The sequence below is a fragment of the Nevskia ramosa DSM 11499 genome (assembly GCF_000420645.1).
GTDB classification, from domain to species: Bacteria; Pseudomonadota; Gammaproteobacteria; order Nevskiales; family Nevskiaceae; genus Nevskia; species Nevskia ramosa.
Map to the genome: position 1 here is coordinate 135,038 of NZ_ATVI01000010.1, position 25,383 is coordinate 160,420.

23 protein-coding genes are annotated in these 25,383 nt (G+C 65.4%); 19 read left to right on the top strand and 4 right to left on the bottom strand.

Annotation, left to right across the window (positions count from 1 at the left end):
• Nucleotides 1-52: 52 nt before the first annotated feature.
• From G513_RS23790 to G513_RS23805, 15 genes are all read left to right on the top strand, one after another.
• The gene (locus G513_RS23790) at nucleotides 53-847 is read left to right on the top strand and encodes an RNA methyltransferase (protein ID WP_084711601.1); all 795 of its coding nucleotides are present in this window, start codon (nucleotides 53-55) and stop codon (nucleotides 845-847) included.
• On the top strand, nucleotides 844-1,776 hold the full coding sequence (locus G513_RS0117180; RefSeq protein WP_022978098.1) for an isopenicillin N synthase family dioxygenase: 933 nt from the start codon (nucleotides 844-846) through the stop codon (nucleotides 1,774-1,776). The genes G513_RS23790 and G513_RS0117180 overlap by 4 nt, the downstream gene beginning before the upstream one ends.
• A 35-nt stretch (nucleotides 1,777-1,811) precedes the next feature.
• Nucleotides 1,812-2,945: a cysteine desulfurase family protein gene (locus G513_RS0117185; RefSeq protein ID WP_022978099.1), complete on the top strand. Its 1,134-nt coding sequence runs from the start codon at nucleotides 1,812-1,814 to the stop codon at nucleotides 2,943-2,945.
• A complete protein-coding gene (locus G513_RS23795) occupies nucleotides 2,942-4,534 on the top strand; it encodes an aminotransferase class V-fold PLP-dependent enzyme (protein WP_022978100.1) in 1,593 nt (530 codons plus the stop codon). The genes G513_RS0117185 and G513_RS23795 overlap by 4 nt, the downstream gene beginning before the upstream one ends.
• The gene (locus tag G513_RS0117195; RefSeq protein ID WP_022978101.1) at nucleotides 4,531-4,857 is read left to right on the top strand and encodes a HesB/IscA family protein; all 327 of its coding nucleotides are present in this window, start codon (nucleotides 4,531-4,533) and stop codon (nucleotides 4,855-4,857) included. Before G513_RS23795 ends, G513_RS0117195 begins: the two co-directional genes overlap by 4 nt.
• 137 nt (nucleotides 4,858-4,994) lie before the next feature.
• Nucleotides 4,995-5,426 (top strand): nucleoside-diphosphate kinase, encoded by a 432-nt coding sequence (gene ndk, locus G513_RS0117200; RefSeq protein WP_022978102.1) that lies wholly within the window; start codon nucleotides 4,995-4,997, stop codon nucleotides 5,424-5,426.
• A gap of 91 nt (nucleotides 5,427-5,517) precedes the next feature.
• Entirely contained in the window at nucleotides 5,518-6,675 is a 1,158-nt protein-coding gene (rlmN, locus tag G513_RS0117205; RefSeq protein WP_033418085.1) for a dual-specificity RNA methyltransferase RlmN, read from the top strand.
• Nucleotides 6,672-7,448, top strand: a complete 777-nt coding sequence (gene pilW, locus G513_RS0117210; protein WP_022978104.1) for a type IV pilus biogenesis/stability protein PilW — start codon at nucleotides 6,672-6,674, stop codon at nucleotides 7,446-7,448. The genes rlmN and pilW overlap by 4 nt, the downstream gene beginning before the upstream one ends.
• The gene (locus tag G513_RS0117215) at nucleotides 7,445-8,410 is read left to right on the top strand and encodes a RodZ domain-containing protein (protein WP_022978105.1); all 966 of its coding nucleotides are present in this window, start codon (nucleotides 7,445-7,447) and stop codon (nucleotides 8,408-8,410) included. The genes pilW and G513_RS0117215 overlap by 4 nt, the downstream gene beginning before the upstream one ends.
• A gap of 71 nt (nucleotides 8,411-8,481) precedes the next feature.
• Entirely contained in the window at nucleotides 8,482-9,750 is a 1,269-nt protein-coding gene (gene hisS / locus G513_RS0117220) for a histidine--tRNA ligase (RefSeq protein WP_022978106.1), read from the top strand.
• A gap of 103 nt (nucleotides 9,751-9,853) precedes the next feature.
• Nucleotides 9,854-10,516: a YfgM family protein gene (locus G513_RS0117225; RefSeq protein WP_022978107.1), complete on the top strand. Its 663-nt coding sequence runs from the start codon at nucleotides 9,854-9,856 to the stop codon at nucleotides 10,514-10,516.
• Nucleotides 10,513-11,685 carry an outer membrane protein assembly factor BamB gene (gene bamB / locus G513_RS23800; protein WP_245563141.1) on the top strand — a complete coding sequence of 391 codons (1,173 nt, stop codon included), beginning with the start codon at nucleotides 10,513-10,515 and terminating at the stop codon, nucleotides 11,683-11,685. The genes G513_RS0117225 and bamB overlap by 4 nt, the downstream gene beginning before the upstream one ends.
• 178 nt (nucleotides 11,686-11,863) lie before the next feature.
• Complete coding sequence (gene der, locus G513_RS0117235) at nucleotides 11,864-13,315, top strand: ribosome biogenesis GTPase Der (RefSeq protein WP_245563142.1); 1,452 nt, start codon at nucleotides 11,864-11,866, stop codon at nucleotides 13,313-13,315.
• Nucleotides 13,316-13,324: 9 nt separating this feature from the next.
• Nucleotides 13,325-13,642, top strand: a complete 318-nt coding sequence (locus G513_RS0117240) for a hypothetical protein (RefSeq protein ID WP_022978110.1) — start codon at nucleotides 13,325-13,327, stop codon at nucleotides 13,640-13,642.
• Nucleotides 13,643-13,673: 31 nt separating this feature from the next.
• Nucleotides 13,674-14,867: an MFS transporter gene (locus G513_RS23805; RefSeq protein WP_022978111.1), complete on the top strand. Its 1,194-nt coding sequence runs from the start codon at nucleotides 13,674-13,676 to the stop codon at nucleotides 14,865-14,867.
• 52 nt (nucleotides 14,868-14,919) lie between these two features.
• Here G513_RS23805 and G513_RS0117250 read toward each other — a convergent pair whose 3' ends face one another.
• Nucleotides 14,920-16,095 (bottom strand): acyl-CoA dehydrogenase family protein, encoded by a 1,176-nt coding sequence (locus tag G513_RS0117250; protein ID WP_022978112.1) that lies wholly within the window; start codon nucleotides 16,093-16,095, stop codon nucleotides 14,920-14,922.
• A gap of 159 nt (nucleotides 16,096-16,254) precedes the next feature.
• On the opposite strand from G513_RS0117250, the gene G513_RS0117255 reads away from it, so the two are divergent.
• From G513_RS0117255 to G513_RS25130, 3 genes are all read left to right on the top strand, one after another.
• A complete protein-coding gene (locus tag G513_RS0117255) occupies nucleotides 16,255-18,060 on the top strand; it encodes an acyl-CoA dehydrogenase (RefSeq protein WP_022978113.1) in 1,806 nt (601 codons plus the stop codon).
• A gap of 127 nt (nucleotides 18,061-18,187) precedes the next feature.
• Entirely contained in the window at nucleotides 18,188-19,009 is an 822-nt protein-coding gene (locus G513_RS0117260; RefSeq protein WP_169560687.1) for a HEAT repeat domain-containing protein, read from the top strand.
• A gap of 9 nt (nucleotides 19,010-19,018) precedes the next feature.
• Nucleotides 19,019-19,894 (top strand): hypothetical protein, encoded by an 876-nt coding sequence (locus G513_RS25130; RefSeq protein WP_156891775.1) that lies wholly within the window; start codon nucleotides 19,019-19,021, stop codon nucleotides 19,892-19,894.
• 9 nt (nucleotides 19,895-19,903) lie between these two features.
• On the opposite strand, the gene G513_RS25135 is transcribed toward G513_RS25130, so the two are convergent.
• The 3 genes from G513_RS25135 to G513_RS23825 all read right to left on the bottom strand — a co-directional run bounded on the left by G513_RS25135 (nucleotide 19,904) and on the right by G513_RS23825 (nucleotide 24,654).
• The gene (locus G513_RS25135) at nucleotides 19,904-22,009 is read right to left on the bottom strand and encodes a putative bifunctional diguanylate cyclase/phosphodiesterase (RefSeq protein ID WP_022978116.1); all 2,106 of its coding nucleotides are present in this window, start codon (nucleotides 22,007-22,009) and stop codon (nucleotides 19,904-19,906) included.
• Between the two features lie 181 nt (nucleotides 22,010-22,190).
• Nucleotides 22,191-22,835 (bottom strand): TetR/AcrR family transcriptional regulator, encoded by a 645-nt coding sequence (locus G513_RS23820; protein WP_022978117.1) that lies wholly within the window; start codon nucleotides 22,833-22,835, stop codon nucleotides 22,191-22,193.
• 1 nt (nucleotide 22,836) lies between these two features.
• On the bottom strand, nucleotides 22,837-24,654 hold the full coding sequence (locus G513_RS23825; protein WP_022978118.1) for an N-acyl-D-amino-acid deacylase family protein: 1,818 nt from the start codon (nucleotides 24,652-24,654) through the stop codon (nucleotides 22,837-22,839).
• Between the two features lie 219 nt (nucleotides 24,655-24,873).
• On the opposite strand from G513_RS23825, the gene G513_RS0117285 reads away from it, so the two are divergent.
• Nucleotides 24,874-25,356: a YHS domain-containing (seleno)protein gene (locus tag G513_RS0117285; protein WP_028475686.1), complete on the top strand. Its 483-nt coding sequence runs from the start codon at nucleotides 24,874-24,876 to the stop codon at nucleotides 25,354-25,356.
• Nucleotides 25,357-25,383 lie beyond the last annotated feature (27 nt).

Below are 25,383 nucleotides of genomic sequence, written 5' to 3' on the forward strand. Positions count from 1 at the left end.
CTGAAACTGGCATCCGCGCGATCAAAGCCGGAAACTTCCGGCTTTGCCGTCGATGAATCAAGAAGTGGAACTATTATCCCGCATCCGCATTGTGCTCGTTGCCACCCGCCATCCCGGCAACATCGGTTCCGCCGCCCGCGCGATGCGCAACATGGGCCTGAACGATCTCGCCCTGGTCGAACCGCACCGTTTTCCGGACCCTGAAGCGACCGCGCTGGCCAGCGGCGCCGACAGCATCCTGGAAGGCGCGACGATCTATCCGACGCTGGCCGATGCAGTGGCCGACTGCGAGCACGTGATCGCCACCACGGCCCGCGTGCGCTACGTGTCGATCCCGTTCTCCGAGCCGCGCGAATGCGTGGCGCGGCTGGCGGCCGGCGAGCATCCGGGCAAGGTCGCGATCGTCTTCGGCCGCGAGCGCACCGGCCTGTTCAACGAGGAACTCGATCACTGCCGCGAAGCGGTGGCGATCCCGACCGATCCCGAATTCGGTTCGATGAACCTCGCGGCGGCGGTGCAGATCATGGCCTACGAACTGCGCCTGGCGGCTGGCGCCAAGCTGCCCGAACTGCCCGAGCACCAGCCGGTGCCGCAGGGCCAGATGGAGCATTTCTTCGGCCATCTGGAGAAGGTGCTGATCGCGACCACCTTCATCGATCCAGCCGCGCCGCGCTTCATCATGCGGCGCATGCGCCGGATGTACGGCCGCGCAGCGCCGGACAGCCACGAGATCAACATCCTGCGCGGCATGCTGACCTCGGTCGAAGAGGCGCTGGGCCTGAAGCAGACGACCAAGACCTTCCCGCACCTGCGCGCCGGTGCCGCCACGGAGAACGATGAACCGTGAGCGGCGTGCCGACGCTCGACATCGGCCGCTGGGACGATGATCGCGCGGCCTTCGTTGCCGAACTCGGCGCGGCGTATCGCGAATACGGTTTCTGCTGCATCCGCGGCCATGGCATTCCGAAGGCGCTGATCGACGAGGCTTACGCAACCTTCGTCGCGTTCTTCGCGCTGCCGGATGCTGTCAAGCATCAGTACCTGGCCGGGCCCGGCGGCACTCGCGGGCTGACGCCGCTGAAGGTCGAGACCGCGAAAGGTGCAAGCCATCCCGACCTCAAGGAGTTCTGGCACATCGGCCGCGAACTGCCGTCCGGCTCGAAGTACGCCGCGACGATGGCGCCGAATCTATGGCCGGCGGAAGTGCCGGGCTTCCGCAAAGCTGGTAGTGCCTTGTACGACGCGCTCGGTGCGCTCGGTGCCCGCGTGCTGTCGGCGCTGGCCCTGCACCTGAATCTCGAACCGCACTGGTTCGACGACAAGATCGACCACGGCAATTCGATCCTGCGGGCGCTGCACTACCCACCGATCGGGCCGAATGACACTGCTCATGAGCGCGCCGGCGCGCACGAAGACATCAACCTGATCACCCTGCTGGTCGGCGCCAGCGACAGCGGGCTGGAAGTGCTGAGTCGCCGCGGCGACTGGTTGCCGGTGACTACCGAGGGCGATGCGATCGTCGTCAACATCGGCGACATGCTTCAGCGGCTGAGCAATCACGTCTATCCATCGACGACTCATCGCGTGGCCAATCCGCAAGGCGAAGCGGCCCGCCGCGCTCGCTATTCGGTGCCGTATTTCCTGCACCCGAATCCGGATTTCCTGATCGATGTGCTGCCGTCCTGCGTCACGGCGGAAAATCCGAAGCGATATCCCGAGCCGATCACCGCGAACGATTACCTGTGGCAACGTTTGCGCGAGATCGGCTTGGGCTGAACGGGTCGTCGGGCCGTCGGCGGTAAACTTGCCGCATGCCGATCTATCTCGACTACAACGCGACGACGCCGCTGGACCCGCGGGTGCTCGAAGCGATGCTGCCGTATCTCAGCGGCCCGTACGGCAATGCTTCCAGCGTTCACCGCTACGGCCGCGCGGCGCGTGATGCGATCGAAGCAGCACGGGTGCAGGTGGCGGCACTGGCCGGTGCCGAAGTTTCGGAGCTGACGTTTACCAGCGGCGCCACCGAGTCGAACAATCTGGCGCTCAAGGGATTGACCGAAACCGCGCGGCCGACGCGGGTGCTCTACGGCGCAACCGAGCACCCAGCCGTGCTCGAAGCGGCGGCGTCGCTGGTCGGCCACGGCTGGGGCGTGGAGACCATTACCGTCGACCGTGCCGGCATCGTCGACTGGCCGGCCTTCGAAGCGCAGCTCGCACGCGGTCCGCTGCGGCTGGCGGCCCTGATGCTGGCTAACAACGAGACCGGCGTGATCCAGGACACCGCGCGTGCGGCGACGCTCGTCCATGACGCTGGTGCGCTGCTGCATGTCGACGCCGTGCAGGCCGGTGGCAAGCTGGCGTTCGGCTTCAGCGAATCCGGCGCCGATCTGATGAGCCTGTCCGCGCACAAGCTGTACGGGCCCAAAGGGGTCGGTGCGCTGCTGGTGAAATCGCACGTCGAACTGGCGATCCAGCTGCACGGTGGCGGCCAGGAGCGCGGTCTTCGCGGCGGCACCGAGAATCTGGCGGCGATTGTCGGTTTCGGTGTCGCTGCCGAACTGGCGATCACCGAGCGCGAGCAGCGCATCGCGCACTGGACGGCGCTGAAAGCGCGTCTCGAAGCCGGCCTGCGTGCGATGCGGGGCATCACCATCTTTGGCGACGGAAGCCCGCGTCTGTCGAACACCGTGCAGTTCGGCGTCGACGGCTGGGAAGGCGAAGCGCTGCTGATGGCGCTCGATCGCAAGGGCATCGCGGTATCGAGCGGCTCGGCCTGCGCGTCCGGCACCGGCGAGCCTAGCCATGTGCTGATCGGCATGGGCTGGCCACGCGACATCGCGTTCTCGGCGATCCGGGTCAGCCTCGGCATCACCACGAGCGAGGCCGAGATCGAGCGCTTCCTCGCCGTGCTCGGCGAGTTGCGTCAGCAGGTGGCCGCCGCATGATCTATCTCGATTACGCGGCGACCACGCCGATTGCGGCAGAAGTGTTCGAAGCGATGCTGCCGTACCTGAAGCCCGATGGCCTGCACGGCAATCCGGCGTCGACCCATGGTCCGGGTTTCGCGGCGCGGGCGGCGGTGGAGCGGGCGAGGGCGCAGGTCGCGGCCCTGATCGGCGCCGAGCCGGCCGAGATCATCTGGACCTCCGGCGCCACCGAATCGAACAACCTGGCGATCAAGGGCGCGCTGGAATTCCGCGGCTTTCCGAAGGCCGGCCGCGCGGTGCACATCGTCACTTCGCGCAGCGAGCACAAATGCGTGCTCGATACCTGCCGGCATCTGGAAACGCTCGGTGCCCGGGTCAGCTATCTGAAGCCAGACGAGCGCGGCATGGTGACCCCGGAAGCGGTGCTCGCCGCGATCACGCCGGATACCGCGCTGGTGTCGCTGATGTGGGTCAACAACGAGATCGGCGCGGTCAACGACATCGAGCGCCTGGCGCCCTTGCTGCGCGCGCGCGGCGTGATGCTGCATGTCGACGCCGCCCAGGCGGCCGGCAAGTTGGCGATCGATCTGCGCGCCTTGCCGGTCGATCTGCTGAGCCTGTCGGCGCACAAGCTGTACGGGCCGAAAGGCATCGGCGCGCTGTATGTGCGGCGCAAGCCACGTGCGCGCTTGAGCCCACAGATGCACGGCGGCGGCCACGAGCAGGGCATGCGCTCGGGTACCTTGGCGACGCATCAGGTGGTCGGCTTCGGCGCCGCCTGCGCGCTGGCGGTGGAGCGGTTCGATGCCGATATCGTGCAGTTCAGCGCGCTGCGCGATGCGCTGTGGGCGCGGCTGCAGACCATTCCCGGCGTGCTGCGCAATGGCCCGGCGCCAGGTGAGCGCGCCGCGCCGCATCTGCTGAACCTGAGTTTTCCCGGTGTCGAAGGCGAATCACTGCGCGCCGCGCTGCCGGGCATCGCGGTATCGAGCGGTTCGGCCTGCTCGTCGGCGACCGCCGAGCCGTCCTACGTGCTGCGCGCGCTCGGCCGCGATGACGAAACCGCCAATGCGTCCCTGCGTTTCTCGTTCGGCCGGATGACCGCCCGGGCCGACATCGAGCAGGCCGCCGATACGGTGATCGCGCAGGTCGCACGCTTGCGGGCCTTGTCGCCGTTCGGCACCGATGCGCCGATCGCGAATCCGCCCGAGGAAGCGGCCGGCAATCCCTACGGCTACGGCGCGGAGATCTGGCGCCTGTTTCGCGAAACGCCGAGCGCAGGGCGTTTTCCGGATGGCGCGCCGGACGTGATCAGCGCCGAAGCGGGTACGCCGGCAGCGCGTTCGGTCCTGCGGCTGGCGCTGCAGCTCGACGGTGATCGCGTCGCCGAAGCGCGCTTCCTGGCGTACGGCTGCCCGACGACGATCGCCGTCGGCGCGTATGTCGCTGGCTGGGCGCGGGGCAAGTCGATGGCGGATCTGACGGGGCTGAAGGCGCCAGCGCTGCGTGCCGCGCTTGAAATTCCGGAAGATCGTGCACACTGTGCATTGCTGGGTGAGGACGCGCTTCGCGCGGTTTTCGCCCGTCACAAGGAAGAAATGGCATGAGCATCGTCCTGACCGAAACGGCGGCAAACCGCATCCAGTCCCAGTTGGCCAAGCGCGGCAAGGGCTACGGCCTGCGTATCGGCGTCAAGAAATCCGGCTGTTCGGGCTATGCCTACGTGCTCGATTACGCCGATGCGCCCGGCGAAGCGGACGAAGTGTTCGATGCTTACGGTGCCAAGGTCGTGGTGGCCAAGGAGCATCTGTCCTTCCTCAACGGCCTGACCCTCGATTTCCAGCGTGACGGCCTGAACGAAGCGTTCAAGTTCAAGAACCCGAACGTCACCGGTGAATGCGGCTGCGGCGAGAGTTTCGCAGTCAGCTGAACGCTGTTCAGCTGCCACAATCTGGCTTGCTGCGACGCGGCAGATTGCCGCTGTCATCGCTAAACCGTTAACATTCCGCGTTTTTCCGCCCCCGGATGATCCGTGGGCGACTTCTTCACCAACACACGGAACTCATCATGGCGGTTGAACGCACCCTTTCGATCATCAAGCCCGACGCCGTTGCCAAGAACGTCATCGGTGGCATCTATTCGCGTTTCGAAGCTGCCGGCCTGCGCATCGTCGCCGCCCGCATGGAACACATGACGCGCGAAGAAGCCGAAGGTTTCTACGCAGTGCACAGCGCCCGTCCGTTCTTCAAGGATCTGGTCGGCTTCATGATTTCCGGCCCGGTCATCATCCAGGTCCTGGAAGGCGAAGATGCGGTTGCCAAGCACCGCGACATCATGGGCGCCACCGACCCGAAGAAGGCCGCGCCGGGCACGATCCGTGCGGATTTCGCGGATTCGATCGACGAGAACGCCGTCCACGGTTCGGACAGCCTCGAAAATGCCACGCGCGAAATCAGCTATTTCTTCCGCATCACCGAACTGGCGCCGCGTACGCGCTGAAGCCGCATGGCGGCAGGAGTGAGGCGTGACCGGTGAGGTAAGCAGCAATACGGTGGACAACGCGGCGACTGCGGACACGCAGGCGCCGTTGCTGTCATCGGCTGCGTCTCCCGGCTCAGGCGTCAACCCCAGAGTCAACCTGTTCGGTCTCGATCGCGCTGCGCTGCGCGAGCAGTTCGAGAAGATGGGCGAAGCCGGATTCCGTGCCGATCAGGTCATGCTGTGGATCTATCGGCGCGGCGTCTCCGACTTCGAACTGATGAGCAACATCGGCAAGGCGCTGCGGGCGCGCCTGGCTGCGCATTTCGTCATTCGTCCGCCCGAACTGGTCACCGAGCAGGTCTCGGTCGACGGCACCCGCAAGTGGGTGCTGAAGCTCGAGCAGGCCCTCGGAGAAAAACCCGGCAAGCCGGTGACGATGATCGAAACCGTCTACATCCCGGAAGCCAATCGCGGCACCTTGTGCATTTCCTCGCAGGCAGGTTGCGCGATGGATTGCTCGTTCTGCTCGACCGCCCAGGGCGGCTTTTCGCGGAACATGAGCACGGCCGAGATCGTTGCCCAGGTCTGGTTCGCCGGCAAGACGCTCGGTGGCGATTTCCAGAACGAACGCGTCATTTCCAACGTCGTGTTCATGGGCATGGGCGAGCCGCTCGCCAACTACAACAACGTGCTGCCGGCGATCCGGATTCTGCTCGACGACTTCGGCTTCGGTCTGTCCAAGCGCCGGGTCACGGTGTCGACGTCCGGCCTGGTGCCGTTCATCGATCGCCTTGGTGGTGATGTCGACACCGCGCTGGCGATCTCGCTGCACGCGGCCAACGACAAGCTGCGCGACCAGCTGGTGCCGATCAACAAGAAGTATCCGATTGCCGAATTGATGGAGGCCTGCAAGCGGTATCTCGCAGGCAAGGATCGCAAGTCGCACATCATCTACGAGTACGTGATGCTCGACGGCGTCAACGACCAGCCCGAACACGCCCGCGAACTCGCCAGGTTGCTCAACAGCCAGGGTCAGGCGGCGAAGGTCAATCTGATTCCGTTCAACCCGTTTCCGGAAGCGCGCTACAAGCGCTCGACGCCGGAAGCGATCACCCGTTTCTCCGAGATTCTTCGCGCCAAGGGGCTGCTGACGATGACGCGTCGCACCCGTGGCGAGGACATCGACGCCGCGTGCGGTCAGTTGGTGGGGAAGGTTCAGAGCAAGCAGAAGAAGCGCTTGGGTGACATTCTGGTGCGCGTGCAGTGAGGTTCGCTGCACGCGGTCTGCTGCTCGTTCTGATCACCACCGCGATCAGCGGCTGCGTCACCGAAACCACCGGCAATCTGCGTCCGCAGTCGCCGCCGGATCTGGTCGAAGCAGCGCGCATCAACACCCAGCTGGGCAGTGACTACGCCCGCCAGGGTCGCTACGACGTGGCCGAGGAAAAGCTGCGCAAGGCGGTCGAGCAGAACGAACGCTACGCCCCGGCACACACCGCGCTCGCCTATGTGCTGACCCAGACCGGCAACCGCATCGATGCCGAGCGCGAGTACCGCCGCTCGCTGGCGCTGGCGCCGAATGACGCCGGCACGCACAACAATTTCGGCGTCTTTCTGTGCGGCCAGGGCAAGTACGCCGAGGCAGATCGCGCGTTCAAGGTGGCGCTGGCGGATCGCAATTACCAGACGCCCGAAGCGGCCTGGACCAATGCCGGCGTCTGCCAGATGAAGGCCGGCAATCTGCCGGTGGCCGAGAACGATTTTCGCCAGGCGCTGAAGATCAATCCGGACTTTGCCGATGCGCTGGCGCAGATTTCGCTGCTGACTTTCCGTCACAACGATTGGCTGCGCACCCGCGCTTTCATTCAGCGCTATGAGAAAGTGGGCGTTCGGACGCCGGAAATTCTGCTGATCGCCGCCTTCACCGAACGCAAGCTCGGCGACAAGGTGGCGGCCCGTCGCTACGAACAGACGTTGCTGCGCGAGTTCCCAGAATCCGACCAGGCTGTGCAACTACAGAAGAATCTGCCTGCACCATGACTTCCGATCCGATCATTCCGACCCTGCGCGTGGCTACCGAAACCGACGCTGCAAAGCCTGACTCGAACTCCGTTGCCCCGAGCGCCGCCGGCGGCCCCGGCCGGATGATTCGCACGGCGCGAGAACGCGCCTCGATGAGCATCGAGGAGCTGGCGGTGCAGACGCGCCTCGCCCGGCCGACGCTCGAAGCGCTGGAAAGCGATGATTTCTCGACCCTGCACGAAGCGGTTTACGTGCGCGGCTATTACCGCAAGTGCGCCAAGGTGCTGAAGCTGCCGGAGGCGGAGCTGATCGGCGCCTACGACAAGCTGCTGGGGCCGAAGGCGCCGCCGCTGCCGACCAAGCTGCTGCTCGGCAGTGACGGTTCGACGATGGGTTCGATGAGCCGCCGCGGCGGTGGCCCGAGCCTGCCGCTGGTGCTCGCCATTGCGGTGGCAGTCGGCGTCGGACTCTGGTTCCTGGTCCACGAGTCGCCGAGCCTGGTGCCGACGATCGAGCCGACCACGCCGCCGCCGGCTGCCGTGGTCGAGCCGGCTCCGGCGCCGACTTCGTCCCTCGAAGCACAGCCGGGTGTTCCCGCCAGCGAATTCGCGACGCCGATGCCGGGCGAAGCGCCAGCGTCTGGCGCAGCCGTAACCGGCACCGAGCCGGCTGCCGCCAGCGCAGCGGAACCCGTTGTCGCCGGCTCCGGCGCGCTGGTGCTCAATTTCACCGCCACCTCCTGGGTGAGAGTCGACGATGCCGACGGCCGCTTGCTGCTGTCCGGCAACCAGCGGGCCGGCGATCATCAGGTGCTGCGCGGACGCCTGCCGTACGCGCTGTTCATCGGCTATGTGCCGGGCGTGACCATCGAGTTCGACGGCAAGCCGTTCGACCTCAAGCCGCACATGCGCGACAACTCGACGGCCCGCATCAGCCTGCCGTTTGTCGAGCCCGCAGCTGCGCCAGCCACAACGCCCTGAGTCCAGCCGTTGCCCCTCCTGTTCCCGTTCCGGCTTTGCGCCGCAGCCCTGCCGGTTCCCAGAATTCCGTCATGAAGATCCAGTCCGTACGCGGCATGAACGATGTCCTGCCGGCCGATTCGTCGGCCTGGCAGCACGTTCACGCCGTCGCTGCCCAGGTGTTCGCCGCCTACGGCTACGGCGAGCTGCGCCTGCCGGTGGTCGAGCGTACCGAGTTGTTCAAGCGCGCGGTCGGTGAAGTGACCGATGTCGTCGAGAAGGAGATGTATTCGTTCGAGGATCGTGGCGGCGAGCGCCTGAGCCTGCGTCCCGAGCTGACCGCCGGCGTGATCCGCGCCGGCATCGAGCACGGCATCCTGTTCAACCAGCAGCAGCGCATCTGGTGCACCGGCCCGGTGTTCCGCTACGAGCGTCCGCAGGCGGGCCGTTATCGGCAGTTCCATCAGCTCGATGTCGAAGCCTTCGGCATCGCCACGCCGGATGCCGATGTCGAGATCATCGCCATCGCCGCGCAGCTCTGGAAGCGCCTCGGCATGAGCGGCTTCCAGCTGCAGATCAACACGCTCGGCACCTTGCCGTCGCGGGCGGCGCATCGCGCGGCCCTGATCGACTATCTGGTCCAGCACGAAGCCGCGCTCGACGAAGACGCCAGGCGCCGCCTGCATGCCAATCCGTTGCGGGTGCTCGATTCCAAGGTGCCGGCGACCCAGGCGATCGTCGAAGGCGCGCCGTCGCTGCTCGATTACCTGGATGAGGCCTCGATCGCGCACTTCGATGCCGTCAAGGCCGGGCTCGAAGCGCTGGGCATCGCCTACGTCATCAATCCGCGGCTGGTGCGTGGACTCGACTACTACACGCACACGGTGTTCGAGTGGGTCACCGACCAGCTCGGCGCCCAGGGCACGGTCTGTGCCGGCGGCCGCTATGACGGTCTGGTCGAGCAGCTGGGCGGCCCGAAGACCACCGGCGTCGGCTTCGGCCTCGGCATCGAGCGGCTGATCCTGCTGATGGCCGTGCAGCAGGTGCCGGTGGTGTCGAATCAGCCGCAGGTCTACCTCTGCCGCTTCGGTACCGAAGCCGAGCGCGTGGCGCTGCAGCTGTCGGAAACGCTGCGCGATCAGCTGCCCGGTCTGCGCCTGGTGCTGAACGCCGGCGGCGGCAGTCTCAAGTCCCAGCTCAAGCGTGCCGATGGCTGCGGCGCGCGGCTGGCGCTGATCATTGGCGACGACGAAGCGGCTGCCGGCGCCGTTCAAGTAAAATCGCTGCGCGGCGAGGGCGAAGCCTTCACCTGTGCCCGAACCGAACTGGCTGCGGAACTCTCGCGCCGGCTCGCGCTCTGAAGCCGCGAGCCTCTCCTCGACACACATTTTCTCACCTGATTGGAAGCGGTTCGAACCCGATTCAAATCCGGCCCTGACGCGACGCTGACCCGAGACTGCAACGATGAGCACCCATTACGACGACGAAGCCCAAGTCGAAGACCTGCGCCGCTGGTGGAAGGACAACTGGTTGCCGCTGGCCGTCGGTCTGGGCCTGGGTCTCGCTGCAATCTTCGGCTGGGAGTACTACCGCACCCAGAAGAACCAGACGCGCGCCGAAGCCTCGCAGCTGTTCGAGGAACTGAAGACCGCGGTCACCGCCAAGAAGTACGACGACGCGGTGAAGATGGCCGATCGTCTGGCCAGCGATTTCGAGTCCACGCCGTACGCGGCGGCCGGTGCGATGAAGCTGGCCCAGGCGGCCGTCGACGACAACAAGCTCGACGATGCGCGCATCCGTCTCGAATGGGCCTATGCCCACGCCGATGACGAAGCGCTGAAGCCGCTGATCCATCTGCGCCTGGCCCGCGTGCTCTGGCAGCAGGGCAAGGCGCCTGACGCGCTGAAGCTGCTCGATGCGGGTGCCGACAGCTACGCCGTGCTGTTCGACGAACTGCGCGGCGACATCAAGCTCGCCGAAGGCGATCGCGCGGCTGCACTCGCGGCCTACACCAAGGCGATCAGTGGACTCGACGGCGAGACCACTGGCACGCCGAACGCGCCGATCGCCGAATCGCTGCAGCACAAGATCGATGATCTGGCCGATGTCGCGGCGGTGAAATCGTGAAGCCAGCCTTTAACAATTCACTCCGCAGCAGTTTGAGTCTGCTGCTGATCGCGGCGCTGGCCGCGACCACCGCCTGCTCGTCGAAGCCGAAGCTGCGCGAACCGACCAAGCTGGTCGAGGTCAAGCCGGAAATCAAGGTCCAGCAGCTCTGGTCGCGCTCGGCCGGAAACGGCAGCGGCGGCTTCTATTCCGGCCTGCGTCTGGACCTGGAATCCGATGCGCTGTACGCCGCTGCGATCAATGGTGGCGTGTTCGCGCTCGATCCGAAGACCGGTGCCACCATCTGGCAGAGCAAGACCAAGTCGCGAGTGATTTCCGGCCCCACGGTCGCTGCCGACCTGGTCTTCGTCGGCACGCTCGATGGTGACGTGATTGCCCTGAAGCGCGCCGATGGCAAGGAAGCCTGGCGTCATCGCCTGCTCAGCGAAGTGGTCGCGGCGCCAGTGGCGAGCGGCGACATCGTCGTCGTGCGCAGCGTCGATGGCCGCCAGTTCGGCCTGTCGGTTGCCGACGGCAGCCGGGTCTGGAACTTCGATCGTGCCGAGCCGAATCTGACGCTGCGCGGACTGTCGAAGCCGCTGATCCTCGGCAATCGTGTCTACATCGGTCTGGACAGCGGCAAGCTGGTGGCGCTGAACCTCGCCGACGGCGTGCCGGCCTGGGAGCAGAACCTGTCGGTGCCGACCGGCCGTTCCGAGCTGGAACGCCTGACCGATGTCGACGCCGATCTGCTCGCGGCCGACAACGGCATCTACGCGGTCAGCTACGGCAACGACATCGCGCTGATCGACCCTGTGGCCGGCGAAAGCCGCTGGCGTCGCAGCATCAAGAGCTATACCGGCATGAGCGCCGACGATGCCCATCTTTACGTCACCGACAACGATGGCCTGCTGTGGTCGCTGGACGCCGATACCGGTGCGGTGAACTGGAAGCAGGAGACGCTGAAGTTCCGTCGCCTGTCGCCGCCTGCCGTGTTCGGCAAGTACATCGTCGCCGGCGACTACAAGGGCTATCTGCACTGGTTCGAATCGGGTGATGGCCACGAGGTCATGCGGGGCAATCTGGGTGGCGATGCTGTGACTGCGTCGCCGGTCAGCGATGGCGAGCGCCTGTATGTGCTCAACGTCTCCGGCGATATCGCCGCCTACCAGCTCGCCCCGACGAAGTAGGCACGCACAAGTGGCAGGCCGAGCCGGGAATCCGGTTCGGCTGAAGCCAGGTTCGATGCCTATTGCATCGGGCTGCAGTCCACGCCCCGGTAGCGTCAGCGCTCCGGGGCTTTTGTCGTCATGGCGTCGCCCGCGTAGGCTGGCCGCCACCGCTATGTTTTCCTGATGGTCGTGAATCATGAGCAGCATCCCTGAAGTGCCCCCTGCAGCATCCCCCGACGTCGAAGCCGCGCGCATGCTGCCGGTCATCGCCCTCGTCGGCCGTCCGAACGTCGGCAAGTCGACCCTGTTCAATCGCTTCACCAACAGTCGCGATGCCCTGGTCGCCGATTACGCCGGCCTGACGCGTGATCGCCAGTACGGTCAGGGCACCTTCGAGCGCAAGCGCTTCATCGTCGTCGACACTGGCGGCCTGATGCCGGAATCCGCCGATGCGCTGGCGCTGCTCGCCGAACAGCAGGCGCGGATCGCCATCGAGGACGCCGACACCGTGCTGTTCCTGGTCGATGCCAAGGCTGGCCTGATGGCCTCGGACATCGAGATCGCCAACGTGCTGCGCAAGCTGGGCAAGCCGGTACGCCTGCTGGCCAACAAGTCGGAAGGCATGACCAAGATGCTGGTCGCCGACTTCTACAAGCTGGGCCTCGGCGAGCCGACGGTGATCTCCGCCGAGTTTGGCGACGGCATCGGCGGACTGCTGCGCGACCTGCTGGCCAACACGCCGCAGAACACCGAAGAACCGGAATGGGACGACGGCACGATTCGCGTCGCGATCGTCGGCCGACCGAACGCCGGCAAGTCGACCCTGGTCAATCGCCTGATCGGCGAAGACCGCGTGCTGTCGTCCGAACAGCCGGGTACCACGCGTGATTCGATCAGCGTGCCGTTCGAGTGGGGTGGCCGCAAGTTCGAGCTGATCGATACCGCCGGCGTGCGCCGCAAGTCCCGGGTCACCGAAGTGATCGAAAAGTTTTCGATCGTCAAGACCTTGCAGGCGATCGACCGCGCCCATGTGGTGATCTCGATGGTCGACGCCCAGGACGAGATCGGCACTCACGATGCACGGATCATGGGCCTGGTCGCCCATCACGGCCGCGCGATGGTGCTGGCGGTCAACAAGTGGGACGGCCTGGACATGGACAAGCGCAAGTGGGTGCGCGACATGGTCGATTTCAAGCTGCCGTTTCTCGACTACGTGCCGGTCGATTTCGTCTCGGCCCTGCACGGCTCGGGCTTGCGCGAGCTGATGGAACACGTGGTCGCCGGCTACGAAGCGACGACCCGCGAAATGGCGACGCCGGAACTGAACCGGGTGCTGATCGCCGCCGTCGAAAAGCACGCACCGCACGCCATCCTTGGTCGCCGCATCAAGCTGCGCTACTGCCATCAGAGTGGCCGCAATCCGCCGGCGATCATGATTCACGGCAACCAGACCGACAAACTCAAGGACAGCTACGTCAGCTACCTGGCGAACACTTTCCGTGAAGCTTTCAAGCTGCAGGGCGTGCCGCTGAAGCTCGAGTTCAAGACCGGCGACAACCCGTTCAAGAACAAGAAGAGCGACCTTTCGCCGGCGATGCAGATGAAGGCGAAGCGTCTGGCGGCGCAGTCGGCAAGAACCAAGAAGTAGGCGTTAGTGGTGCGCAGCGTCATTCTGGGAAGCTTGCTGATCGGGGCGATCCTCTGCGGCGCGCACGCTGCGCTGTTCTCCTGCGGAGGCTATGCAGAGCACAACTTCCTTCGTCTGATCATCTTGCTGATCCTGGTGACAGTAGCCGGTCTGCTGCCAAGCGGCGAGTCAGCGACTGCGGGGCGCCGACTTTCGTTTGCGGGGGCTGTTCTAGGCGTTTACTGGCTTTCGCGGGGCGCGCTGGCGCCGTTGTATCCGGGAATGCCTGCGTCGATTCCTGAATACCTTCGCGTGGCGTGGTTCGCGATCGGGAAGGGTTCGTGCTGAATCCCGCGACTCGACCACATGGGCGCGCAAAATGAACCGTCGCCGCATCGCCGTAACCCTCGCGGGGATCGCGGCCTTCATCAATCTCTACGCGCCGCAGTCGCTGCTGCCGCTGCTGCGCGACTGGATTGGCAATGATGCCGCGCGCGCCGGATTGATCGTTTCAGCAGGAACATTCGGTGTCGCCATCGCCGCGCCGTTCGCCGGGCTGCTGGCCGATCGTTTCGGGCGCCGCCGGGTGATCGTCATCGCGGCCTTCCTCGCCGTCGTTCCCGGCCTGCTCGCCGGTCTGGCGCCGACGCCGGAAGCGCTGATGCTGATCCGTCTCGTCCAGGGTCTGTGCCTGCCGGGCATCTTCGCGGTGACCGTTGCCTACATCGCCGAGGAATGGCCGGCGGCGGAGGCGAGGGCGGTGACCGCGGTGTATGTCGCCGGCACCATCGGCGGCGGTTTCTGCGGCCGGCTGCTGTCCGGCGTGGTGGCCGAATTCGCCGGCTGGCGATGGGCATTCGCGTCGCTGGCACTGCTGCAACTGGCGCTCGCGCTGCTGATCCGGGTCTGGTTGCCGCCGGGTCGAGATATCCCCCGGCTGCGCGGCACGCCGCGCACGCCGCTGCTGCCCTTGCTGCTGCGTCCGGGCCTGCGCGGCGCCTACGCGACCGGTTTCCTGATGCTGTTCGCGCTGGTCGGCGGCTTCACCTACATGACTCTGCATCTGTCGCAGGCGCCGTACTCGCTGGGGCCGGCGGCGCTGTCGACGATCTTCGTCGTCTATCTCGCCGGCATCGTCATCACGCCGTACTCGGGCCGGCTGCTGAACGCCTATGGCCACGCCAAGGTGCTGGTGATGGCCTGGGCGTTCGGCGTGACCGGGCTGCTGCTGACCCTGTTCCCGCCGCTGCCGGTGATCGGTGTCGGCCTGTGCCTGTTCTCGCTCGGCCTGTTCATCGCCCAGACCGCGACCACCAGCTTCGTCAGCGAATCGGCCGGACTGCAGCGCGGCCCGGCGGTTGGCCTGTATGTGACCTGTTACTACCTCGGCGGCAGCGCCGGCGGCGTGATCCCGGCTGTGGTCTGGCACTGGGCCGGCTGGCCCGGCGTGGTCGGGCTGATGTGCTGCGCCGGCGGCATCGCGGCGCTGATCGGCTGGCGCAGCTTCCGCTTCCCAAAGGACGAGCCGCATCCGGTTGAGGATGCGGTGCCGGAGGTTGGCGGCGAGGCTTGAGGCAGGCGCCTTCGTAGGTCGGCCAAGGGCCGACCTACGGGTGAGTCTGGGCTCAGCGCCCCACCAGGCTGCGCGCGATCACTTCCTTCATGATCTCGCTGGTGCCGCCGTAGATGCGCTGGATGCGCGCGTCGGCCCAGTAGCGGCTGATCGGGTATTCGGTCATGTAGCCATAACCGCCGAACAGCTGCAGGCAGGCATCGGTGACCCGGCCTTCCATCTCGGTGGTCGACAGCTTGACCATCGCGGCGGTCGGCACGTCGAGCTTGCCGAGCGCGTATTGCGCACTGCATTTCTCGACGAAGGCGCGGTGCACTTCGACATCGGTCTTGCACTTGGCGAGTTCGAAACGGGTGTTCTGGAAGCTGGCGATCGGGTTGCCGAAGGCCTTGCGCTCCATCGTGTACTTGATGGTCTTTTCCAGCGCGCCCTGCGCATGGCCGACCGCGGTGACGGCGAGGGCCAGGCGCTCGCGTGGCAGCTCGTCGACCAGGTGACCGAAGCCGCCGCCGACGCGGCCGAGCACTTCATCGGCGGAGATCTTCACGTTGTCGAAGAACAGCTCGCTGGTATCGGCCGAGTGCAGGCCGATCTTGTCGAGATTGCGGCCACGCTTGAAGCCGGGCAGGGAGGTATCGAAGGTGAACAGCGTGGTGCCCTTGGCGCCGGTCTTCGGGTCGGTCTTGGTCGCCAGGACCACGACGCCGGCGTGCTGGCCATTGGTGATGAAGGTCTTCGAGCCATTGATGACGTAGCCACCTTCACCGTCCGGCAGGGCGCTGGTCTTGATGCCCTGCAGGTCGGAGCCGGCGCCCGGTTCGCTCATGCCGATGGCGCCGATGCACTCGCCGCTGGCCATCTTCGGCAGGTACTTCTGGCGCTGGAATTCCGTGCCGAGATGGAGGATGTACGGGGCGGCGATGTCGGAATGCACCGACAGGTTCGAAGCCAGCGCCAGGAAGCCCATGCGCGCAGCTTCTTCGAGCACCACCATCGAGAACTCGAACGGCGCGCCGGCACCGCCGTACTGCTCCGGCATGTCGACGCAGAGCAGGCCGTTGGCGCCCATGTCCGTGTACAGCGAGGCCGGGAACTTGCCGCCCTTCTCCCATTGCTCGTAATGCGGTTCGACGTTTCCCGCGAAGAAGCGGATGACGTTGTCGCGGAACAGTTCGAGTTCGGCGGCGTCGACGGCGGGCGCGGAGGAAGCAGGCAGGGGAGCGTTCATCAGGGGATCCGGAAGAGTACAAGTGTTGACGTAAAGGATAGCCCCGCGCTGCGGCAAAAGCAGCAGCGGAGCAGCCCGCGCCAGTGGCCATATCTTGCTGCGTCGAGCCGGCTGACATAGCGTCCGCTCGGGCCGAACCTGCCCCCGGAAGCCGATGCCATGTCCCCGCTGATCAATCGCCGCGATCTGTCGTTCCTGCTCTACGAATTGCTCGATGTCGAAGCGCTGTGCGCGCGCAGCCGCTATGCGATGCACGATCGCGACAGCTTCGAAGCGGTGATCGACGCCGCGCATCGCCTGGCCGTGGAGCAGTTCCTGCCGCATGCCGCCAAGGCCGATGCCCAAGAGCCGACTTTCGATGGCCAGACGGTGACCATGATCCCGGAGGTCAAGGCTGCGCTCGCGGCTTATGTCGACGGCGGTTTTCTCAGCGCGTCCTTCGACGCTGAACTCGGCGGCCTGCAGTTGCCGTACACCATCGCGTCGGCAGTCAACGGCCTGTTCGTCGGCGCCAATTGCGGCACCGCCGCCTATCCGTTCCTGACCACGGCGGCGGCCAATCTGCTGCGCGTGCATGGCTCGCCGGAGCAGAAGATCCGCTATCTGCAGCCGATGCTGGCCGGCCGCTACTTCGGCACCATGTGCCTGTCCGAGCCGCAGGCCGGTTCCTCGCTCGCCGACGTCCTCACGCGCGCCACGCCGGAAGCGGACGGCCGCTATCGCATCAGCGGCAACAAGATGTGGATCAGCGGCGGCGAGCACGAACTGGCAGAGAACATCATCCATCTCGTGCTGGCGCGGATCGACGGCGCGCCGGCAGGCACCAAGGGCATTTCGCTGTTCATCGTGCCGAAATACCGGCTCGATGCGGATGGCAATCCCGGCCCGCGCAACGGCGTTCGGCTGGCCGGCCTGAACCACAAGATGGGCTATCGCGGCACCACCAACTGCGCGCTGAACTTCGGCGACGTCGCGGGCGAGCCCTGCTACGGCGAGCTGGTCGGCCGAGCCAACGAAGGTCTGGCGGGCATGTTCCACATGATGAACGAGGCCCGCATCGGCGTCGGGCTCGGCGCGACCATGCTTGGCTACGCCGGCTATCGCTACTCGCTGGACTACGCGAAGACCCGGCTGCAGGGGCGACTGGCCGCGAACCGCGATCCGTCTTCGAAGCCGGTGGCGATCATCGAGCACAGTGACGTGCGGCGGATGCTGTTGGCGCAGAAGGCTTACGTCGAAGGCGGCCTGGCGCTTGGGCTTTGCTGTGCAAGCCTGGTCGACGAACAGGCCACGGCCGACAGTAGCGAAGCGCATACCGAAGCCGGGCTGCTGCTGGACATCCTGACGCCGGTCGCCAAGGCCTGGCCGTCCGAGTGGTGCCTGGAAGCGAACAAGCTGGCGATCCAGGTGCTCGGTGGTTACGGCTACACGCGCGACTATCCGGTCGAACGCCTGTATCGCGACAACCGCCTGAACCCGATCCACGAAGGCACCAACGGCATCCAGGCGCTCGATCTGCTTGGCCGCAAGGCCTTGATGAACAACGGCGCGGCGCTGAAGCTGCTGCTGTCGCGGATCGCGGCGACGGCGCAGGCCGCTGGCGAGTTCACGGCTCTGGCCGAGCATGCGCAGGCGCTTGCCGCTGCGGTGGCGCGCATCGCCGGCACCACGCGGCGGCTCGCGGCCGTCGCTCAGCGGGGTGAAACGGAGCTGTTCCTCGCCAATGCCAGCAGTTATCTGGACCTGGTCGGCCACACGGTCATCGCCTGGCTGTGGCTGCGTCAGGCCTGTGTTGCCCAGCTTGCAATGGCCTCGGCCTCGACGGCGGATGCGGCGTTCTACACCGGCAAATTGCAGACCTGCCGCTGGTTCTTCCGCCACGAGTTGCCGAAGACCTCGGCGCAGGCGGCGCTGCTCGACAGCCTCGACGACACCGTCCTGAAAATGGACTTGGCAGGGTTCTAGCTTCTGAAGATCAAGAAAATGTAACTGTTTGCTGGCGCCGCTCCGGTGGACCGGCTTAAATGCATGAGCACGAGGCGGCTCTGTCGCTCGCAACCCGGATGCCTTCTACGCATCAATGATCGTCCCGATGCCCATGATCGCTGCGTTCGCCGAGCATGTTCGCGAACGCTACAAACCGGACCAGCCCGAATCGTTCTGGGCCTGCACGCCGCTGTTTCGCCGCCTGGCCGATCCGACTTTCGCTGGGCAGATGATCAATCACACCTTGCATGCGCTGAATTGCGATCCGCACCACTCTGGCGACTGGTCGGCCCGGCAGATCGTGCTGGTGCGCGAACCGGCGTGGACCCTGTCGCTGCAGTTGATCGATCGGCCGCGTCGCTACATCCACAGCTCGCCTTCGCATCTGCTGATCACGGCGCTGAGTGGTCTGCCGCTGAGCGGCGAGCTTTACGATCTGCCGCCCGGCTACGACAACGCGGTGTTCGATCCCTCACTGAAGCTCGTGCCTGCCGGACCATTCAAGCTCGCGGCCGGCGAGATTCTGGCCATCGATGCCGATTGCCATGCGGCCGACTTTCGCGTCGAGCGGCCGATGATGCTGCTGAAGCTGGCCACGGCGCCGGTGCAGACCCTGGAGTGGCTGTTCAGCAAATCCACCCTGCATCCCTGGCAGGCCAACGATGCCGATGCCGCGATGACCAATCTGAGAGTCGGCGCCTATGTGCTGGGCCGCCTCGCCCACCAGTCATCGCTGGAGCCGATCAAGACGCTGACCGCGCACGCCAACCAGAACGTGCGCTGGGCGGCGATCCAGAGCCTCGGCCGCCTGAGCCGTGCCGAAGCGCAGAAGGTGTTGCGGGCCGCGCTCGATGATCCGCATCCCACCGTGCGTCACGCGGCGAAGCAGGTGATCGACGAGGCCGAGCGGCCGGTACGGAAAAGCTGAGCCATGGCCATGACCGTGACCTCTGCGACTCAGAAGAACGCCAGCATCGAGGAGTTCATCGAATATCTCGAGCAGAACGGCATCGACCCGCGCGATGTCGACAGCATCGCCAGTGCGGCGCCGATGCTGAGCGCGCTGACCAATGATCGCGAGTTGATCGTGCGGCCGCTGAATCAGTATCTGAAGCTGGGTTTCAAGGGTTCGATGCCGGGTCTCGAGCAGTCGATTCCGCTCGCCGTTCACGGTGACTTCCGGTTGCGCGCCAATGTCTGGCCGTCGACCTCCGACATCACCGCCGGCCGGGTGCTGCCGGATCAGTTCGCGTACGACCACGCGCACGACCACAACTTCCATTTCATGACCATTGCCTACTTCGGCACCGGCTACGTCACGGAAATCTACGAGTACGACTACGAACGGGTCGAAGGCTATATCGGCGAGATGGTCGAGTTGCGCTTTCTCGAACGCACCCAGTTCTCGGCCGGCCGGGCGATGCTTTACCGCGCCAGCCGCGATCTGCACATCCAGTTCCCGCCGGAGGATCTCAGCATCACCCTGAGCCTGATGGCAGACCTGCCCGAACTACGCAGCCGCGACCAGTTCTTCTTCAATTTGCAGCACCGCACGATCAGCGGCTTCGCGCCGCACTCGGAAACCTCGCGGCGGATCGACATCATCAGCATGGCCGGACAGGCCGGCAATGACGACACCTGCCAGATGCTCAACGATATGGCGCAGAGCCATCCCTGCCGACGCACGCGGCTGGCCGCCTATGAAGCGCTGGTGCGCCTGCGGCCTGCGGAGGCGGTGGGAATCTGGGAGCGCGCGGCGGGCGACAGTGCGCCCCTGGTGGCCAACGAGGCGCGGGCGCGGCTGGCCGGCTGAAGCAGGGTTTCAGCGAATACCGACGGTCACCGGCTCGCGCGCCGCCACGGCGGTGGCATGGGCATCCATGCCGTTCTCCTCGAAGGCCACGGCCCAGGCTTCGAAATCGGCAGCCGGCAGCGCTCGCGTGAAGTAGAAGCCCTGCTGCAGCTTGCAGCCGAGGATGCGCAGCTGGCGCATCTGGGCAGTGTTCTCCACACCTTCGGCGATCACGCCAAGATCGAGATTCTGGGCCAGGGTCAAGGTCGCCGAAACGATCGCCAGTGCCTGCTTGGAAGCGCCCATCGAGGTCACGAACTGGCGATCGATCTTGATCTTGTCGATCGGCAGCCGCTGCAGGTAGCTGAACGAGGAATAGCCGGTACCGAAGTCGTCGAGGCCGATGCGGAAGCCGAGGCGTTTGATCTCGGTGAGCATCGTGTGGCTGTACTCGGTCGAGTCGAGCAGGGCACTTTCAGTCAACTCGAAATCGATCAGCCGTTCGCGCGAGCCCGGCGCGCTGCTGAAGCCGCGCAGCAGTTGCAGGATGCGGCCATCGTGCACCTGACGTACCGACAGATTCACCGATACCCGCAGGCGGCGGTTCTTGGCGGCCCAGATCTGCGCCTGCTCGTGCGCCTTGATCAGGCACAGCTCGCCGAGCTGGTTGATCAGGCCGGAATCTTCGGCGACCTGGATGAACTCGCTCGGCGGCATCAGGCCGTTTTCGGGGTGGCGCCAGCGCAGCAGCGCTTCGGCACCGACCACCAGACCCTTCTCGACATCGACCACCGGCTGGTAGAACGGCTCGAACTCGTCGCGCTCCAGGCCGCGACGGATCTCGCTGGCCAGCGCCAGTTGCCGGCGCATGGTGCCGGTCAGTTGTGCCGAGGCGAAGCGGGCGTTGTTGCGGCCGTTCTTCTTGGCGACGAACATCGCCGCATCGGCGCTGGCGATGATCTGTTCGGCGGTTTCGCCATCGCCGGGAAACACGGCGATGCCGATCGACACCGACATGTTCAGCAGGTGATCGCCGAACGGATAGCTTTCGGCGAGGCCACGCAACAGGCAATCGGCCTGCTCGCGCAGCGGCGTTTCCAGCGCGCTGCCGGCATCGAGGCCGTCGACGGTGATCGTGAACTTGTCGCCGCCGTGCCGGCACAGCAGCGCGCCGGGTGGCATGAAGCGGTGCAGGCGTGCGGTCGCTTCGCAGAGATAGCGATCGCCGGCCTTGTGGCCGAACTTGTCGTTGACGGCGCGGAAGTTGTCGAGATCGACATAGAACAGCGCCACCGGTTCGCGGGTTTGCCGCGAGCGGTCGATCGCTCGCTGCAGGGTTTCTTCAAGCCGGGCGCGGTTGCCGAGGCCGGTCAGCGGATCCTGGTAGGCGAGCCGGCGCAGGCGTTCGGCCTGATCGCGGAACTGGCGCAGCGCCACGGCGATGTCTCCGAACTCGTCGGGGCGGATCGGCGGCAGGTCGATGTCGATCTCGCCGGCATTGACCTGGCGGATGGCGTTGGTGGTGGCCTGCAATGGCCGGATCACCGAACGCACGATGCCGAGCGTCATCAGCACGCCGAGCAGTCCGGCACCGCCGATGATGGCCGCACACAGACGCACCAGATCCTTCAGCCGGCTGTGCTCGGCCGCCTGCAGCTCGCCGGTGCGCAGCTGTTCGCGCTTGCTGGCGGTCTGCAGGGTTTCATCGATCAGATCGATGCGTTGCTGCAGCGCCAGCAGCAGGGGCGCTGCTCGTTCGGGATCGCCGGATGTCGCGGAATCGAGCGCGCGCACCGACAGGCCATCGATCTCGTCGCTGGCTTCCTCGATCAGCCTGGCGCTGATCGGGTCAGCACCGGAAAGCTTGAGCAATTCGCCATCGAAGCTGGCCTTGGCTTCGCGCTGCGCTTTCCTGGCCGCATCCTGCTGCTGCCGGTTGGGCGTCTGGATCGCATTGCCCAACTGGCCGCTGTAGCGGCGCACCAGACTCATCGCCTGCTGGGCTGCGTAAATGGTCTCGAAGCGATCGAATTGCTGGACGCGCGCCGCGTTGGCTTCCTGGTCGCGCAGCATCACCGAGCCGATCACCAGACTGGCACCGCCCAGCACCGCGACCAGACCCAGGCAAAGGGTCATCAGCCGAGTTCTGACGCTGAAAGTCGGTCTCTTCATCCGGGTAAGAGCGTGCCGGCAGGGGTTGCGTTCGGCCTCGCGCGAAATGACAGCAAGACGATGTCCGGATGATAGGTCAATGACACTGGAAGTCGCGTGAGTCAAAGACCCCAAGATATTTGCATTAATGCACGGTTGCCCCGTTTCAGGGCATCGAGACTGCAGCGGTCAGCAAGGGCCGCACTTGGGTCAGCAACCATTCCAGACGTCGGTCCTCGGCGGCGGCATCGTGGCGCAGGAAGCGGTCGACACCCTCACCGTGAAACAGCGTGACCATGGTGTCGACGATCACCGGGAAATCCGGCAGCGACCTTGCCGCTTCCGGCAGCAGCAAGGTGGCCAGCGCCTGATCTTCGGCGGCGCGGCGCTGCCACAGCGGCAGTAGTGCTTCATGCAGGGCCGGATCGGTACGGGCGGCGATCAGCAGTTCGAACCAGGCCTGATGCAGCGGCGAGCGGACATTGGCGCGCAGCACGTCGAGCGCCAGCCGCAGTTCGTCCTCGCGGCTGGCGCGCAGACGCAGGAAGTCGCTGCGATACAACTCGCGCAGGCCGCGTTCGATGTCCTCGGCGACCGCGATCAGCAATTGCAGTCGGGTCGCGTAATGGCGGAACAGCGCGCCTTGCGACAGGCCGGCGCGGCTGCAGATGTCCTGCACCGTGGTCCGGTAGTAGCCCACTTCGATCAAGGCCGCCGTGGCGGCATCGAGCAGCCGCCGCGTGGTGCCGGCGCGGCGCTCGGCCTGGGTGCGGCGGGGCGGTACTGCGGCGATTTCTTCGGCGGCCTGCATCTCAGGCGGCGCGTGCCAGGGATGATTCGGGGGCGGGGCTGAAGTCGACCGCACGCGCCGGAATCTCGCCGGCCCGCAGGAAGCGGCCGTAGCCGGATTGGTTGCCGAAGTCCGTCGCGAACCGGGTCTGCCGGTAGGCCACACGGCCGTTGATGATCGTCGCCGTCACCGCAGCATCGTTGCGATTGACCATGCGCGCCACGCCGCCGAATTCCGGCATCGGCGCTTCGGCGTAGGCGGCGAGGCTATCGTCCAGCCCGTGTGGATTGATGACTGCGATATCGGCGCGATCACCGAGGCGAAGATGGCCGGCGTCGATGCCGAACCAGTCGCCAAGCTCGCCGGTGAGCCGCCAGACCGCCTTCTCCAGGCTCATGAAAGCCCGGCCTTCGGTTTGCGCGTCGTTGACCAGCTTCAGCATCCGCAGCGGGAAGTTGTAGAAGGCCATGTTGCGGATGTGAGCGCCGGCATCGGAGAACGACAGGATCGCGCCCTTTTCCTGGACGATCGCTTCCAGCCGGTGCTTGCGGTAGTTGCCGATTGTGGTCTTCCAGCGCAGCGCCTTGCCGTGGGCGACGACCAGATCGAGAAAGGCATCGACCGGATGGATGCCGCGGGCATCGGCCACTTCGCCGAAGCTCTTGCCGACGACGCTGGCATCCGGGCAGCCGACGATCGCCGCATCGTGAAAGTCGCGATGCCAGACTCTGGGCGTCAGCTTCGACTCGTAGTTCTTGCGGAACCAGCGGCGGTAGCTTTCATCCTGCAGCAGCTTGTTGCGCTCGATTTCGTCGGCCAGATGCAGCGCCGCTTCGCCGGCGCCGAACTCCTCGAAGATCACCAGATCGATGCCATCGGCGTGGACCTCGAACGGGCAGGGCAGCGCCTGCCAGCGGAAATCGGCGCCGAGAAAACGGTTGCAGAAATGGGCGAGCTTGCCGACCACGCGATGCAGCAGGCCGTTGGATTTCACGTCCATCAAGGTGATCAGGGTCGTCTTCAGCGGTTTGCGGAACCAGCCGAAGCTCGCGAACAGAAACGCGAACATGTTGATCTTGGTGACGATGTCCGGCGCGCCCTGATGAATGCGGCCGCGCCGCCTGAGGATGCGATTCAGCTGCGCGTACTCAGGCCATTTCGCATAGGTGGTCGGCAGGCTCTTGCTGCGCTCGCGGTCGCCGTCGAGCTTGTCCCACTTGGTGGTCATCGTCGACAGGCCGAGCAGGCCGACATCCAGGCCTTCTTCGAGCACCGCTTCCATGCGTTGCATCTCGGTGGCGGTGGGCTGCACCTGCTTGTCGACGGCGCGCGACAGGCCCATCACCGACACCCGCAGATCCGAGTGACCGAGAAACGCGGTGACGTTCGGGCCCAGCGGCATCTGTTCGAGATGGGCGACGTAACCGCGCGGCGTGTTCCAGGTCTTGGTCCGCTTCAGGAGCGGCAGCACTTCTTCGCGCGGGATCGATTCGACTCGGGTGAACAGGTCCGAACAGTCCTCGGCGTCGGAGCAGACCATGCCGATCGAGCAGGAGCCGAAGGTCACCGTGGTCACGCCATGGCGCACGCTTTCCTTGAGGCCCGGACCGGCAAGCAGTTCGGCGTCGTAGTGCGTGTGGGTGTCGAGAAAGCCGGGCATCACCCATTCGCCGGCCGCATTGATGACCTCGGGGCAGCCGGTTTCATCGAGCGGCGTGTCGGAGATCGCGGCCACGTGGCCGTTCCGTATGCCGAGATGGCGGATCGCCGATGGCCCGCCGCTGCCGTCGAAGTGACGGCCGTTGTTGATGATCAGGTCAAACGCTGCGTTCGCAGTCATGGTTCTCGCTCCGCTCGGGTCGCTGTGTTCGGGCACGATATGAAACATAGAGAGTGAATGCAATCTAAATTTTTCTATCGATCCGAGCTTTTGCGATCAGCCAGCCATGAACGATCGGTAGCAAAAGCCGGACGCCTCCAACTGGCAGGCAGTGGCTGCCGCGAGGATCATGCAACTCACCAAAGCGGACACCGTTCCGCGAGTCCAGGAGTGAACATCATGAATTCGATCAAACGTTTTGCCGGCACCTTGCTGTTGAGTCTGGCCGCCGTCGGCCCCGCACTGGCGGCGCCGGCGATCAACACTTTCGGCGAGGGTGGCGGCTACTTCAGCGATCCGAAACGCACCGACACCGCGATCCGCGGCTATGACCCGGTGGCCTATTTCACCGATGGCAAGCCGGTGAAGGGCAGCGACAAGTTCGTCCACGAATGGATGGGCGCCAAATGGCAGTTCGCCAGCCAGGATCATCTCGACAAGTTCAAGGCCGAGCCGGCGAAGTACGCGCCGCAGTACGGCGGCTACTGCGCCTACGGCATCGCCGAGGGTCACGTGGTGAAGATCGAGCCGGATCAGTGGAGCATCGTCAACGACAAGCTGTATCTGAACTATGACGCAGACGTTTCCAAGAAGTGGAAGCAGGACAAGGCTGGCTACATCAAGAAGGCCGATGCCAGCTTCGATAGCGTGATCAAGAAGTAGCTCGGCTCGTCTTCGACAGCGCCTTCG